Origin of the sequence: Neolewinella lacunae (genome assembly GCF_014349155.1) — a bacterium.
GTDB lineage: Bacteria > Bacteroidota > Bacteroidia > Chitinophagales > Saprospiraceae > Neolewinella > Neolewinella lacunae.
On record NZ_JACSIT010000139.1, the window covers coordinates 82798 to 97900 of the forward strand.

The 15103-nt window shown below is 57.9% G+C and carries 9 protein-coding genes; 6 read left to right on the top strand and 3 right to left on the bottom strand.

Features of this window, described 5'->3' with window-relative positions:
- Position 1 precedes the first annotated feature (1 nt).
- From H9S92_RS15595 to odhB, 6 genes are all read left to right on the top strand, one after another.
- The gene (locus H9S92_RS15595) at positions 2 to 463 is read left to right on the top strand and encodes a hypothetical protein (RefSeq protein WP_187467622.1); all 462 of its coding nucleotides are present in this window, start codon (positions 2 to 4) and stop codon (positions 461 to 463) included.
- A 43-nt stretch (positions 464 to 506) separates the two neighbouring features.
- Complete coding sequence (locus H9S92_RS15600) at positions 507 to 1013, top strand: DUF4252 domain-containing protein (RefSeq protein ID WP_187467623.1); 507 nt, start codon at positions 507 to 509, stop codon at positions 1011 to 1013.
- 81 nt (positions 1014 to 1094) lie between these two features.
- Positions 1095 to 1628: a DUF4252 domain-containing protein gene (locus tag H9S92_RS15605; protein WP_187467624.1), complete on the top strand. Its 534-nt coding sequence runs from the start codon at positions 1095 to 1097 to the stop codon at positions 1626 to 1628.
- 107 nt (positions 1629 to 1735) lie between these two features.
- The gene (locus H9S92_RS15610) at positions 1736 to 2419 is read left to right on the top strand and encodes a DUF2461 domain-containing protein (RefSeq protein ID WP_187467625.1); all 684 of its coding nucleotides are present in this window, start codon (positions 1736 to 1738) and stop codon (positions 2417 to 2419) included.
- Positions 2419 to 2799, top strand: coding sequence for an SET domain-containing protein (locus H9S92_RS15615; RefSeq protein WP_246463917.1), 381 nt, complete (start codon positions 2419 to 2421; stop codon positions 2797 to 2799). The genes H9S92_RS15610 and H9S92_RS15615 overlap by 1 nt, the downstream gene beginning before the upstream one ends.
- A gap of 774 nt (positions 2800 to 3573) precedes the next feature.
- Positions 3574 to 4842, top strand: a complete 1269-nt coding sequence (odhB, locus tag H9S92_RS15620) for a 2-oxoglutarate dehydrogenase complex dihydrolipoyllysine-residue succinyltransferase (RefSeq protein WP_187467627.1) — start codon at positions 3574 to 3576, stop codon at positions 4840 to 4842.
- Positions 4843 to 4947: 105 nt separating this feature from the next.
- Here the strand turns inward: odhB and H9S92_RS15625 are convergent, their stop codons facing one another.
- The 3 genes from H9S92_RS15625 to H9S92_RS15635 form a co-directional block, all read right to left on the bottom strand.
- Positions 4948 to 5907: a PorP/SprF family type IX secretion system membrane protein gene (locus H9S92_RS15625; RefSeq protein WP_187467628.1), complete on the bottom strand. Its 960-nt coding sequence runs from the start codon at positions 5905 to 5907 to the stop codon at positions 4948 to 4950.
- 85 nt (positions 5908 to 5992) lie between these two features.
- Positions 5993 to 14044 (bottom strand): cohesin domain-containing protein, encoded by an 8052-nt coding sequence (locus tag H9S92_RS15630; protein ID WP_187467629.1) that lies wholly within the window; start codon positions 14042 to 14044, stop codon positions 5993 to 5995.
- 52 nt (positions 14045 to 14096) lie between these two features.
- Complete coding sequence (locus H9S92_RS15635; RefSeq protein WP_187467630.1) at positions 14097 to 14888, bottom strand: T9SS type A sorting domain-containing protein; 792 nt, start codon at positions 14886 to 14888, stop codon at positions 14097 to 14099.
- Between the last annotated feature and the right edge of the window lie 215 nt (positions 14889 to 15103).

The window sequence follows — 15103 nt, forward strand, 5'->3', positions numbered from 1 at the left end:
TATGACCTCTGCCCAAGCCTCCGCCCTCCTGGACCGCTACTTTGCCGGGGAAAGCACCCTGGCCGAAGAAGCGCAACTCCGCCACTACTTCTGCGCCGGGGACGTTGACCCCGACCTGGCCCACTACGCCCCCCTGTTTGCCTACTGGACGGCGGCCAGTGACGTTACCGCGCCACGGAAGTCCCGGCCCGCCCGCCGCCTGCCCCTGCGCTGGCTCGCCGCCGTTGCCGTCGCCCTGGCCCTGGTCTTAGTGGCCAACGGCTGGCAACGCCCCACCCAGCCCCTCAGTGCTTTCCCCATCGCCGAAGCCAAGCCGGTAGACTGGAGCAAGTACGAGATAACCGACCAAAAAGAAGCCTACCGCGTACTCCGCGCCGCCCTCAAAACGGCCAGCACCGAACTCAACCGTGGCCCCCGCATCACCGTCCGGGAACTTCGCCAGGCAACTGAAGCCCTGCGTTGAGCTTTCCCAACCTTTTCTCCCACTCCTTTAATTATCAACAACCGTGAAATACCTCCTCCTCCCCCTGCTCTTCGTCTTTTACCTCGCACCTGCGACCGCGCAAAAATTGCCCCAAGACGCCATCTCGACCTACTTCAGCGAATACGTCGATGACCAAAATTTTTCCGCCGTCTACGTCAGCGGTAAAATCTTCCAACTCTTCCGCGATGCCGATCTTGATCTCGATGATCTCGACGAAGCGGAAGTCAAGGCCATCCTCGAAGTGGTCCAGGACATCCAGGGCATCCGCGTACTGCATACCGATGTGAACGCCACCGCCCTGTGGAAAGAGGCTAAAAACCGGATCCCGACGGACCGCTACGAGCTCCTTTTTAAGGTCCGGACGAAAGACGGCGACAACGTCGAGGCCTTCATTCAAGACGAAAAAGCCGTCATCAGCGAACTGTTTTTGCTGGTGGGCGCGGCCGATAATTTTGCCATGCTCAGCTTCATCGGCCGGGTGGACCTGACGAAACTGTCCCAACTCCAAAAAGCCTTGGATAACGAGTAGTATGCAGCGGAGCGCCAGGCTAGGGCCGGCGCTCCGCAACTGCTTTGCCCCCCATTTCTGCTAATCACAAACTCCTTTGTTATGTTCAGAACCTTACTTATTTTGCTTTGCCTCGGCGCCTTGCCTTCCATTCTTCCGGCCCAGAACCCTGTGGTGCGTGACTTCATCCGGCAGCACCGCAAAGGCGGCGAGAACATTGCCGTACGCGTCCCTGGCTGGCTCATCAGCCTGGCCAGCGACATCGGCGACCTGGCCACCGACGAGCCCGAGGAGGAACTCATCTTCGCGCTCGCCCAGGAATTCGGCACCACCCGCCTGCTGACGTTTAATACCCGGGATTTTGCTACGGACCGCGACGTGACCAAGCTTTTACACGATCTTGAAAGCGACTACGCCTACGAGCGCTGGGCCAGCTTCCGGGGTCCGGAGGGCGAACGCGTCCAGCTTACGGTCAGGATGGACGACGAGGTGATCAGTGAAATTGTCGCCATCGTCTCCGATCCTTCGGAGGAACGCACCTTTTTTGCCCACTCCCGCACCGACCTGACTGCCGAGGAACTGGGCCATATCCTCAATCGGCTGATGGCCGAAGAAGACACTACGGGAATAGATTAAGGATTCCCCAACCGCGTTTGAACTTTCTGCCCCGGTCCTGACTTTTGTTGGGGTTGGGCCGCGTGCTTGTGCCGTGCCCGCAACTTCCTCTTTTTCCTCCTCCCGCTATGGCCCAGATTAAGCCCGCTACCCTCACTTTTCTGCGCGAACTCGCTGCGAACAACAACCGTGAATGGTTTCAGGATCATAAAAAAGCCTACGACGCGGCCCGGGCCAACGTGGCGGAATTTGCCCAGGCGCTGCTGGACCGCCTGGCCCAGAGCGACGTGCTGGAGACGGCGGACGGAAAAAAATCGATGTTCCGCATTTACCGGGACGTGCGTTTCAGCAAAAACAAGGACCCGTATAAGACTACGCTTTCGGGTTACTTCGTCCGGGATGGCAAGTTGCGCCGGGGTGGGTACTACTACCAATTCTCGCCGGCGGAGTCCATCGTGGGAGGTGGTTTTTACGATATGGAGAGCCACGACCTGAAGCGGGTCCGGGAGGAATTGGCCGTGGATGGCGGCCCGCTGCGGGCAATCATGGCGAATAAGGACTTCGTGCGGATTTTCGGCGAGATGCGGGGCGAAAAGCTGAAGACGGCACCGCAGGGCTACGACAAAGCCCACCCCAACATTGATTTGCTGCGCTTCAAGCAGTTTTACGCCATGCGCGAGTTCACGGAAAAGGAAGTGCTTTCGGCGGGCCTGCTCGATTTGAGCCACGAGGCGCTGCTGGCATTGCGGCCGTTTTTTGACTACTTCACGGAAGTTCTCACCACCGACGCCAATGGCGAACTCATCGTTTGATGCTGTCGTTGCCCCACCTTTTTGTTGCGCCCAGCGCTCTCGGGGGGCGGGGGGTCTTTACTGCACGGGCCATTGAGGCGGGAACCATTATTGAACTGGCACCCGTCATTCTGCTGTCGGCGGAAGACCGCGCGCTGGTTCACCGCACCCACTTGCACGATTATTATTTCCAGTGGGACGGCGAGCAGGCCGCTATTGCCCTGGGCTTAGGCTCACTTTACAACCACTCGGGGGAGCCCAATGCGGAGTTTGAGCTGGATTACGACTTCGAGCAAATCCGCTTCGTCGCCCTGCGCACCATTGCCGCAGGCGAAGAAATCACCATTGATTACCGTTCGGGAGCGCCAGGGATGGAACTTTGGTTTGCAACCGAAGCCTGAAGGCACCCACTTCCCCTCAACGACTTGCTTTGCCGCCTTATCTGAATCGCAACCAAAGGGGCGAAGAGGATAGTGATTTTGAACATAAATCAACGATACGTCCATTTCGTTAAATGGAATACATAAATTAAATCTTTTTAGTGAAATCTGTTGCACAATCGGGGCAGATCATTGCATCTTTGCCAATGCAAGAACGGAACAACGGTGCTGTTCGTAAACAATGTAGAGTGATGAAATTGGCAGCCATGCCCGCTTGTCTCGCGGGTGGGGAACCAGGAATAAATCACGGCACGGTGCTGCGGGGCAGTTCGCCTCTCCGGAGCAAGGTACCACGACTAACCACCCCTTGCAGGTTCGACTCCTGCCTCTACAGCCAACCCGGTGCTTCGCTGGAAGCACCACATAATGTAGGATGACGAAATTGGCAGCCGTGCCCGCTTGTCTCGCGGGTGAGGGTACCGGGGATAAATCAGTCTCGTACTGACTAACCCCCTCTTGAAGGTTCGACTCCTTCTCCTACAGCCCGGGGCCCGTACGTACGTGCGGGCCTTTTTTATTTCCGACGCCGGAATTGCCCTGTGGGGTGATTCCGGCGTTTTGGTTGGTGGTGAGCCGCAAGGATTTTTTTTCGGGGTGAAAAGGGGCACTTGGCCCGCCGGAGAAATTAAACGACCTTTGCCAGCCCAAGCGTAAAACATCTCCGGGCGGGTCAGCAACCTGGCGGGGGAAAACTTGTTAGGTTTGGATAATTCAAAGCTTAAATTCTTGCCCTCCATGAGTATTGTCGAAATGAAAGTTCCCGTCATCGGGGAATCTGTCACTGAAGTCACCCTGTCTGCTTGGTTAAAAGGTGATGGGGAGTTTGTGGAGGTGGATGAGATGATCTGTGAATTTGAGTCCGACAAGGCCACGCTGGAATTCCCCGCCGAGGCTGCGGGGCGTTTGATCTACGTAGCCAGCGAAGGCGATGACCTAAAGATTGGTGCCCTGGTGGCCAAGATTGACACCAGTGCAACGGCCAACGGGGGCAGCTCCGCCCCTAAAGAGGAAACGACTAAGCCGGCCCCGGAACCTACCACGGAGGCGCCCAAGGCCAACGTTGCACCGGCCGAGCCCGCGCCCCAGCAGAACTACGCTGCCGGTACACCCAGCCCTGCCGCCGGGAAGATTCTCCGCGAGGCTGGCGTTGACGCCGCAAACGTAAACGGTACGGGCCGCGACGGACGCATCACGAAAGACGACGCGCAGAAGGCCGCCGCTTCCCCCGCTCCTGCGTCCCCCAGCCCTGCACCTGCGGCAGCGCCCGCCAAAGCCCCGGCCGCACCCGCCAACTTCAGCCGCGGTGAGCGGACGGAAAAGATGAGCCGCATGCGCCGCACCATCGCCACCCGCCTGGTACGCGCGAAAAACGAGACGGCCATGCTGACCACCTTTAATGAGGTGGACCTGACCGAGGTGATGAGCCTGCGCAACAAGGTACAAGACAAATTCGTAGAGAAATACGGCGTTAAGCTCGGTTTCATGTCCATCTTCGCCAAGGCCTGTGCACAGGCGCTGCTGGAGATGCCCGACGTGAATGCCTCCCTGACCGACGAAGGGAAGAGCCTGCAATACCATGATTACGTGGACATCAGCTTTGCCATTTCCACCCCAACCGGCCTGGTGGTACCGCCCATCAAAAACATCGAAAGTCTCCACTTTGCCGACATCGAAAAGGGCCTCAAGGACCTGGCCGCCCGCGCCCGGGCCAATAAGCTGAGCATTGAGGAAATGCAGGGCGGCACCTTTACGATTACCAACGGTGGGGTGTTTGGCAGTATGCTGAGTACCCCCATCCTGAATGAGCCCCAAAGCGCCATCCTGGGCATGCACAACATCATTGAGCGGCCGGTGGCGATCAACGGACAAGTGGTGATCCGCCCCATGATGTACCTCGCCCTTAGCTACGATCACCGCGTAATCGATGGCAGCAGCTCCGTGACTTTCCTGGTACGCGTCAAGCAATTGCTCGAGGATCCCACCCTGCTGCTGATGGGACTTTAGTAGTTTAATAGTTCATAGTTCACTAGTTCATATAAAAACTATGACCTACTGAACTATGAACTAGTGAACTACTAGACTACTGAACTACTAGACTACTGAACTACCCTACCGTTTTCCTTCTTCGCGGACGCTGCGGCGCTGGGCTTCCACTACACTGGCCCGGCTAAGGGCGTAGCCGACGGTAAACTCGTGGCTGCCATTGTTGTAGGGTTGAAAGCCGCCGAATCCCAGATCGTAAGAATAGTAGACCTGAAACCCGTTGAGGTTGGTGCCCAGCAAGAGACCGATGGCCCCGAGATAGCGGTAAGAGAGGCCGGCGATGAACTGGTCATTGAGGAAACCTGCCTGGAGGTTGAAGTCCATCATGAAGGGCGCATCCTGCACGTCGCGGATCATGATGCTGGGCGTCAGGTTCACGTTGAGTTCTTCCACCTTGAAGCGTTGCCCGAGGAGGAAAGTAAAATTGAGGCCCTCGTTGGTGTTGGATCCGGAGATGTTCTTGAGTCGGTTACTGACCAGGTTGTTGATGGTCAGTCCGCCGAATACCCGATCAAGGTAACTGCCGTAAACGCCGATGCCTGCATCGAATTGGTTGCGGCCGTCGAGTAAGCGCATGATTTCCAGGTCGCCGGGCTCAATTTGTGGATTATTCAGGATGCTGGGGTCCAGGGTCAGGCGCTGAAACTGCGTAAAAAAGCCAAAGGCCGCCTGGAAAGGCTGCACATCGCGTACGGCTTCCCCCAGCCCGAAGCGAAAAGCTACGTCAACCTGCCCTTTGAGGCGGCGCTGTTGGGCGGCCGATTCGGTGAAGATGGCTCCCCCGATGCCGAAACTCTGGCCGATGGGGCCGTTGATGCGGGCTGCAATGGTTTTGGGGGAATCTTCAAATCCCGACCACTGGGCACGGGCGTTGAGAAAAACGACGTATTCATCCGCAAATCCCGCTGCGGCGGGATTAAGGATAATGGGATTTTGTACGTAGTGGTTAAATATGGTTTCATCCTGGGCGCGGAGTGCGCCGAAGGCTACCAGCAATAACACCAGGGAGGGTAGCAGTTTTTTCATAGGAGCGGGGGGCTTGTTCGTTTTTGGGATGGGATGGGAGGTGGAGGCGGCCCCGGGGGGGGAGGACCGCCTCCGAAAAAGGTTGCTAATCTCTTACGATGGTGAAGGAGCCGCGCTGTTGCATGCGTTCGCCCAAGGGATTAGAGAATTCGAAAACGTAGTAGTAGGGGCCAGCGGGAAGCAGCACACCGTCGTTGGTGCGTCCTTCGAAGCACTGGAGGCCACCATCTTCGCTACAGTCGTAGTCGGCTACCTCGTAAACGAGTTGTCCCCAGCGGTTAAAGATTTCGAGGTTGTTGTTGGCGGCGGTTTCATCGCCTGAACAGAAGATGACGAGGGTCTCGTTGAGGCCATCGCCATTGGGGCTGATCACCTCACGGGTGCTCAGGCAAGGAAAACGCCGATCAAGCACGGTGGCCACCATGGTTACGGTTTGGCAGCCACTGCCGTCACTCACTTCAATGGTGTATTCCCCGGGGCAGAGGTTAGCGGCCAGTGCCGAGTTGCCTACTCCCGGCAATTGGGGCCAGTTGAAGCGGTACTCACCACTTCCACCAAGTGGCAAGACCTGGATGGCCCCGTTGCAGCCATCCGTAGCGTCGGTAGCTACAAAGGTGAGGGCGAGGTCTGCGGGTTCGGTTAATGAGTAGCTGGCTGTTTCGGTACAGCCGTTGGCGTCAGTGACGGTCAGGCCGTAATCTCCAGCCCCCAGATTTTGGATGCGGGGGGTAGTTGCGCCGGTAGACCAGCGGAAGGTATTGCCCCCCGCACCGCCGCTTACGGCAACGGAAAGGACGCCATCGCGGGTTTCCCCGCAGCTGATGTTGGTGATCGTTGGGGTAAGGACCAGGGCCGGAGGGGCCGTAACCGTCAGGGTCCGCACAATTTCACAACCACCGTCGTCGAGGACCGTCAGGGTGTAGGTCCCGGCCGCCGCGTTCTCTAAGACGCTGTCAATGCCAATGATCTGACCACCCAGAATGTACTCAAAAGTGTAGCTGCTCTGTCCGCTGATGACGGGGACGATCCGGCCATCGGTAGCATCAGGACAGCTTACGCCAAATCCATTGTAATCGGATACCACGGAGGCCGTAACCTGGAAGCCGGAGGTAACTCCCACCGTGTAGTTGCGCACCAGCGTCGCCCCCGTTGCATCACTAATGCTCAGGGTGTATGCTCCGGCACCCACGGAAAGCTGCTCACTGCTCAAAAGGTCTTCGGTGGTGGCCAGCACGGTCATTTCCCCAGCTCGACGCCAGGCAAAAGTATAAGGTTCCACGCCGCCAGAGATACTGACGTTGATGGATCCATCGGTACCATCCTGGCAAGAGACGTCAGAAATCCCCTCGAGCACTTCGTCAATCCGGCCAACCCGAAGGGTATCGGTAAGGGTTGTGCAGCCGTTGGCATCCGTAATGGTGGCGACGTAAGCTCCGGCGCATAACTGGGTGATGGTCTGCCCCATCTGTCCATTGTTCCACCGAACAGTATACGGGCCGGTGCCGCCAGCCAAAGAGAGGCTGACCATTCCGGAACAGTTCGTGTCTTCGGTGTCAGAAACAACGGTAGAACTCGGTACGATGGCGGAGGGGGCACCGACCGTTAGGCTGACCATCAGCATGCCGTCTTGTTCGTCGGTAACCGTAACCTCGTAGGTGCCGGGCGCAACAGAGATTTCGATGGTGGACGTATCGGAAGTAACTTCCAGGCCCACGGGCTCTACCCGTACTACGAAGGGACCGACGCCGTTGGCAATTACCAGGCGAATCACCCCATCGGCCTCATCGACACAAGAAGCGGGACGGGTGGAAGTGGCCACAAAAGCAATGGCTGCCGCCCCTACGGTGTAGCAAACGTTGCGGGTACAGTCGCTTTCGTCGGTCATGGTCAGGCAGTACTCTCCGGGAGCCAGGCCCGTGCGGTTCTGGGTGGTGGGGCCGTCATCCCATTGGAAAGTATAGGGCGCATTGCCCCCCGTGGGGGTCAACGTGATGGCACCATTATTCCCCATTGTCGCAGCCGTAACCGTTCCGCGGGCACGTAACTGGGCAGGCGCATCAACGGTGATGGTGGAGACTACCGTGTTCATTCCACTCGTGACGGTAACGGTATAATCGCCCGGACTCAGGTTGTTCAGGTCTTGGGTCGTTTGCGGAAGGGGTGATCCACCCTGGCTCCACTGGTAGTTGTAGTTCCCCGTGCCACCGCGGACGGTGATGTCAATCGATCCGTTGTCTTCGCCGAAACAACCAGGATCTACGGTGAAAGAAACTACGGCCAAGGCTTCAATCACGGCAAAACACTGGCTACGGGTACACATAGCATTGTCCGTCACCGTAACGCAGTAAGTTCCAGGGGTGGTGATGTTGGCGGGGTCCTCCACCGTCGAGGTATAGCCGCCGGGGCCCGTCCAGGCGTAAGTATAGGGATTACGGCCGCCGGTTACGACGAGGTTTACCCCGCCGCTGCCGTCGCGGATGTCCACCGGCGTGCCACCAACCTGAAGGGAAGCGGGCTCTGACACCATAATATTGGTTTGGCTGACTACACAGTCGTTGTCGTCGGTGATGGTAACCGAGTAAGATCCTCCGTCCAGGTTGTTTTGGGCCAAAACATTATCGGGGAGGTTACCACTCCAATCAATGGTGTAAGGGGCTTGCCCTCCCGAAATCTGCAGGGTGATGCTGCCGTCTTCTTCTCCGTTGCAGGTGACCCCGCTGACGGGACCAACCTGTAAAGAAAGCGGTGTGGGATCAACCAGGGTGTAACTGCCCGTGGTGGTTTGCCCGGTGCTGCCGTTGGTAACCGTCACAGAGTAGACACCCGCTGCCAGGTTGCTCGCCGTCGCCGTAGTAGAAACGTTAGGGAGCCAGCGGTAGGTCAGGCTGGGTCCACCACTCACCGTAAGGCTGATTGATCCGGTATTTCCTCCCGCACAGAAGGGGGCGATGACGTTGGCATCTACGATGGCTGGCGCGGAGCCGCCGTTGACCTGGCCGTTCAGCAGATCTGAGCTCACAATGCCGGTGAGCGTCTCAAATTCGATGGCAGTTGGGGTATTGCCGAAGGAAACCGTAGTAGCTGTGCTGGCCAGAACGCGGAAACAAAGGTCATACAAGGCTCCCCCATCGGGCAGGGTATTGCCCATGGCGTTGTCGTCCGACCAGATGATGCGCAGGACACCAGGCTGGCTGCTGTTGACCAGCAAGTTGCCGTTGAAAGCAAAGCTGGCTTGCCGGCCTACGTAGGCCAGGACGGCGGGGTCGTAGTTGATCGTGTACTGGAAGGATACCAGGTCAATGGCTTCGTAGCCAATAACCGGCAGGCACACCGTATCGCCCACCGAAGCCTGGGCCGACCCAATCTGGAAGGTCAGGCCATCAATGACGGGCGCGTTGGGGTTGATGCTGCCGCCGATGGGGATTACCCCGACGTTCTGTCCGCTGGCATTGCGCGCCTGCACCAGCGTGGGGCTATTGGCAAAATTGACATTGGTCGCTACCAGGCGGTCTACCGTAAAGCAGACGTTGAGCAGGCGCTGACCGTCCGCCAGAGTACGTCCGGCCGTTCCCGGGGCAGTCCAGTTAAAGGTCAAAACCCCAGCAGTTGGATTGGTCACGTTGGCTGCCGTTATGCTGGGCAGGCCAAAGTTCGCCACGCGGGCAAAAGTCACGGCCGTAGCGTCGTAGGTGATCGAAAAGCTCAGGTTGGTGATGGAGGTAAAGTCCGTCACCACAATGCCAATACAAACCTCCTCTCCTACTGCGCCATCGGCACTGCCGAGGTCAAGGACGAGGTTATCCGGCACCCCACCACAATTTTCTCCTTCGTTGATGGTGCCCGCCACACGGTCAAAAGGCACAATCGGTTGGTTTTCGGGGGTACTGACCTGTGCGGTAAAACCCGGCAGGGAAACGATTTCCACCGGCGTTTCACAGACTTCCAGCACCCGGAAGCAGAGGGAAAGAATACTGTTGCCATCTGGCACCGAATTGGCCTCCACGTTGGGATCAAACCAGATAACGCGGACTACTCCGGGCGTAGGACTAAAGCCCTGCAAGCCAGCCAGTGCGCCGGTAGACGTTGCGCTGACGAACTCCAATTTTGATGCATCGTAGGTGATGGCGAATTGCATCGAGGCAGCATTCTCGAAGTTGAAGGCCCGCACATCCACGCATACCTCGTCGTTTACTGCTCCGTCGGCATCCCCCGATACCAGGGTCAGGTTATCGTAGGTCACCACGCCACCCGCATTAATTGTTCCGTTACTGGTGTTAACCGTCAGGTTGGTGCCCTGGCCGTTGGTCGCCGTGGCATTGGTGATCGAGACGGTCGTCTCACTGCCCGTCAAGACGGTCCAACACACGGTAAACAGGGCCTGTCCGTTGGCCAGGGTGCGCGGTGTGGCCGAAGTGTAAGTCACCCTCACCTGTCCTGCCGTGCCCGTATTGAAGTTGCCCGCGCCAAAGCCAGGCAAGGCAGAGTTGGCCGTGACGGAGGCCAGTTGGAGTACTGCGGGGTCAAAGTTGAGGGTAAGCGCCAGGTTCGTCAGGTTGGTAAAATTGGCCACGTCGACCTCAACGCACACCTGCTGCCCCACGCTGGCCGTGCCATCCCCAACGTCGAGCCCAAGCGGGCTGGCCGCACAGGGTGCGCAGTTGGGGCCACCGCAGTCTACCCCCGTTTCTCCGTTGTTTCGGATGCCGTCGGTACAGGTTTCCGTGACCGTACAACCGTTGATCATCCCCGGATTGCCAATGGGGTTGGGCAGTTGACCGGTGGTTGAGTTGGCCGTGATGTTCGTCACGGTCAGGTTGGTCGTTCCCGCACTGTTATTGGTGAAGCACAGGGTACCAATTACCGAGCCATCGGGGTAAGTAACGCCCGTTTGCGACTGCTGAAAGTAAATAATGCGCACCCGCCCGCTGTTGGGCATATTGACCAGCAGGGGGTCACCCAGACCTGGATCAGAAGAGGAGCTTACCAGGCTGACACTGCCCGCCGGAAATTCCACATCCGCCTGGAAAGCCGTAATGTTGGTGAACTTGCCCACCGTAAGGTCAATACAGGCCTGGGCCCCCTGGGCAATTCCACAGGCATCGCCGAGGCACAGGCTGAAGTTGTTGGTGCCCATGCCACAGCTGGTATCCGGACCGCCTCCCGTGTTACAAGGCGCACAGCTGCCACCGCAGTCGATGCCAGTCTCGTCGCCGTTCATGATGCCGTCGGTACAGGTGGGCGTAGTGCAGTTTACGTTTACTGCGCCGGGGCCACCCGTGGCGGGTACCCGCGTACCTTGGTCGTCGAATGCCCGCAGCGTAGTGGCGGGGTTGAAGAAGGTCAGCGGCGTTGCCGCAGCAACTTCCACCGTGAAGCAAAGCTCAAAGGCTATCGCGTCGGCCGCCAAAGTCACCCCCGTCAGGTTAGGGTCGTTCCAGATGACGTTGAGTCTTCCATCCGATGGGTTGCCGGGGGAGGTGCCTTCCACCAGAGCCGCGTTGGGAATGACCCGCGTAAATTGCAGGTTGGCCGGGGCATAGTTCAAGGAAAACTGGAGACCGCCCAGCGCGTCGAAATTACTGATGTACACGGGTACACAGACCTCTGCACCTGCGGCCGCGCACTCACTACCCACACAAATTTCCACGTCCGTCGGGCTCGAACCGCATGCCGTAGACTGGCAGGGGGCACAGTTCGGGCCACCGCAATCAATGCCCGTCTCGCCGTTATTCTGGATGCCATCGTTGCAGGTAGGCTGCACCGTACAGTCGTTGATGGAGCCTCCGTTTCCAATGGGGTTCGGCACCTGGCCGCCGCTTGCACTCGCCGTGATGTTGCCCAGGCTGAGGTTGGTGATTCCCGCCATCTGGTTGGTGAAACACACGGTGGCAATCACGTCACCGTTGGCCACGGTCGCTCCCGATTGATCGTTTTGGAAGTACAGCAAGCGTACCGTGCCGGCGTTCACTACGTTGACCTGAATGGGGTCGACCAAGACCGGTGAGGTGGTAATGCTCTGGTAAAAAAGCCGCCCGCTGGGGAAGGTAATGTCGGTCTGGAAAGCCGTAACGCCGTTAAAATTGCCAGCCGTAATGTCCAGACACACGTTAGCCCCTTGCGCAATGTTACACGCATCGCCGAGGCAAAGGCTGAAGTTGCTGGTGCCCATGCCGCAGTTCGTGTCCGGTCCGCCACCACCCGTATTGCAGGGTGTGCAGCTGCCGCCGCAGTCGATGCCCGTTTCGGTGCCGTTCATGATGCCATCGAAACAGGTTGGGGTAGTCGTACAAGGGGGGCAACTGCCACCACAATCGATACCCGTTTCCGTGCCGTTCATGATGCCGTCGGAACAGGTGGGTGCGGTCGTACAACCGTTGACGGAACCATCATTGGCCACGGGGTTGGCAATGATGCCGGTAGTGGTGGTTCCGGAAATGTCCGCCAAATCAAGAATCTTGGTCCCGGCGGTATTGTTGGTAAAACAGATCGTCCCGAGTACGGTACCGTCGGGGTAGCTCACCCCCGTCTGGCTCATCTGCAAATAAATTACCCGTACTTGTCCGCTGCTGCGCATGTTCACCAGCGGAGCATCCACCAATCCAGCGTCAAAAGTATGCGAAGAAAGCGCCAGACTGCCCGCCGGGTAGTTGATGTCGAATTGAAAAGAAGTCACGTTGGTAAACTTCCCGACCGTAATGTCGATGCAAGCCTGGCCGCCAGCGGGGATTCCACAGGCATCGCCCAGGCACAGGCTGAAATTGTTGGTGCCCATGCCGCAGTTCGTATCCGGGCCACCCGTCGTTGCACACGGCGCACAACTTCCGCCACAGTCAACCCCCGTTTCCGTGCCGTTCTGAATACCATCCGAACACGTAGGTTGGGGCGTGCCCCCGCAGCCATTGACGGAGCCGTCATTGGCGATGGGGTTAGGAACTTGCCCGGTGGTATTGCTGGCGGTGATGTCCGCCAGGTCCAGTACCGTAGCCGCCGTACCCCCGTTGTTGGTAAAGCAAACGGTGCCAATCACGGTGCCATCCGGGAAAGTCACCCCGTTCTGGTCGGCTTGAAAATAAATGACGCGCACCTGCCCGCTGTTGCGCATATTGACCAGCAGAGGATCTGCCAAAGCAGGATTGGAAGTAAAAGAAGCCAGGCTTACGCGCCCGGCGGGGAAGTTGATATCCGTCTGAAAAGAGGTGATGTTCGTGAACTTGCCCACCGTAATATCGATACAGGCCTGGCCACCTTGGGCAATGCCACAGGCATCGCCCAGGCACAGGCTGAAGTTATTGGTGCCCATGCCGCAGTTCGTATCCGGGCCACCCGTCGTTGCACACGGCGCACAACTGCCGCCACAGTCAATACCCGTTTCCGTGCCGTTCTGAATCCCGTCGGAACAGGTAGGCGTAGTGGTACACGGTGGGCAACTGCCTCCGCAGTCGATGCCCGTTTCGTTCCCATTGCGGATACCGTCGGTACACGTGGGCGTGGGCGTGCAAGGTGGGCAGCTTCCGCCGCAATCGATACCCGTTTCATTACCATTCCGAATGCCGTCCGTACACGTGGGCGTTGGTGTACAGGGAGGGCAGCTTCCACCGCAATCAACGCCCGTTTCGTTGCCGTTCCGGATGCCGTCGGAGCAGGTAGGCATTCCACCCGTACCCCCGTTGACCGTTCCATTACTCACCGTGAAGTTGGACACGATCATTTCGTTATCGTTCGTAATTTCGATGGGGATGGAGTTGCTGGTTATGCTTACCGTCGTCTCCACTTCCTGCAAAACATTGAAGCAGATGGTACCGAACGTGAAAGGCCCGGCGTTGGTGAAACTGGTAGCAAAGAAGGGGCTCCACACCGCCCGGATATTACCCGGGTTCGCAGCTTGGTTGATGAAGGACATATTCACGCCTCCAATATTGCCCGTTCCTGAAACGAAAGCCAGCACCGCCGGGTCAAAACTGACCGTAAACTGTATCCCAGCAATGTTATTGAAGTTGGTGCCAATGAGGTTGACGCACACTTGTTCGCCTACCGCACCGTCGTCGTCCGAAACAATCAGGCCGAGGGGTTGCGCGCTAAGGCTGGTGGCGAAGCAAGACAGCAGCCCGCCCAACAGCAAGTAGTAAAATAGCTTCATCTAAAATTTCAGTTGATGGGATTAAAATCGAATGCTTTTGGAAAGACCCCGCTTAGCGCCTACGCCGTTGAAAAATCACTTTGCGGTGCAGTTGCTCCCGGTCTGTGGTAATTCGTACAATGTAAGTGCCGTCGGCAGGAAAATCCGCAGCTGAAAGTTCATAGTTTACGGTTCCGGAGCTGATGGACCAGGGACGCCGGAACAAGGTCCGCCCCCCCGCATCCAGCAACTCCAGCGTCGCCTTGCTGGTGTACTGGAGATCCAGCGTGATCCGGCTGAAGTCGCTGAAAGGGTTGGGCGCCACCCGAAAGCGATCGTCTTCCCCCATCGCCGTCAGCGAAGAGGAGCCCTGGATGATGACTACCCCCGGCACCAGGGTCGTGGTTACCGCCTGGTTCAGGCTGTCCGAAAAGGAGTAGCCGACGGGGATTTCCGTAAATTCAATCGGCGTTTCCAGGCTGACCGTCCGCAGGGGCAACAGGCGCAGGGTAAAAAGACGGCTGCTGTCGGGCAGCATCAACCCCCGCAGGTTACTGTCGAATTCCAGGTAGCCAATCCGGCCTTGTTGTACCTGCCGGCGATTGAAGTTGTCTTCAAAAGTCCCGCCCAGCGCAATGTCCGTCACCCCAACAAATTCGAGCGCCAGGGTGTCCCAGGTCAGCGAAAACTGAATCCCGACGACGTGCTCCAGGCCAATGCCCCGGACGCTCACCAGAACTTCCTCATCGGAAGTTCCACTGGCATTTTCAACGTAAATTTTGGTTTCCTGCGCCCGCAGAAAACACGTAGCCAAAAGCAACAATGCCGTTGCCCCAAGGCCGCGGTACAAAATCGGTATGTTCATTGAATCGGGATTATAAATCCAAGACGATGGCCTCTAATGTGTATTTCCGCCCGCTAAGGTAGCTATTTTCCGGCATCCTGCGGGGAGCAATCAAAATTCGCACTGCGCCCGCCTCATTTTGCTGCGCAGCTGTTGTTATGGGGCGCCGGAGCGCAGGTGCCGGGAACGGGGAAGGAGCAATGCCCCACCCTTCAGCCCGGAAATACTACCGACCA

What these genes read in the sequence shown, in the direction of transcription:
- H9S92_RS15610 (WP_187467625.1), top strand. Translation starts at nt 1,736, where the DNA reads ATGGCCCAGATTAAGCCCGCTACCCTCACTTTTCTGCGCGAACTCGCT.
- odhB (WP_187467627.1), top strand. Translation starts at nt 3,574, where the DNA reads ATGAGTATTGTCGAAATGAAAGTTCCCGTCATCGGGGAATCTGTCACT.
- H9S92_RS15615 (WP_246463917.1), top strand. Translation starts at nt 2,419, where the DNA reads ATGCTGTCGTTGCCCCACCTTTTTGTTGCGCCCAGCGCTCTCGGGGGG.
- H9S92_RS15630 (WP_187467629.1), bottom strand. Translation starts at nt 14,044, where the DNA reads ATGAAGCTATTTTACTACTTGCTGTTGGGCGGGCTGCTGTCTTGCTTC.
- H9S92_RS15635 (WP_187467630.1), bottom strand. Translation starts at nt 14,888, where the DNA reads ATGAACATACCGATTTTGTACCGCGGCCTTGGGGCAACGGCATTGTTG.
- H9S92_RS15625 (WP_187467628.1), bottom strand. Translation starts at nt 5,907, where the DNA reads ATGAAAAAACTGCTACCCTCCCTGGTGTTATTGCTGGTAGCCTTCGGC.
- H9S92_RS15595 (WP_187467622.1), top strand. Translation starts at nt 2, where the DNA reads ATGACCTCTGCCCAAGCCTCCGCCCTCCTGGACCGCTACTTTGCCGGG.
- H9S92_RS15605 (WP_187467624.1), top strand. Translation starts at nt 1,095, where the DNA reads ATGTTCAGAACCTTACTTATTTTGCTTTGCCTCGGCGCCTTGCCTTCC.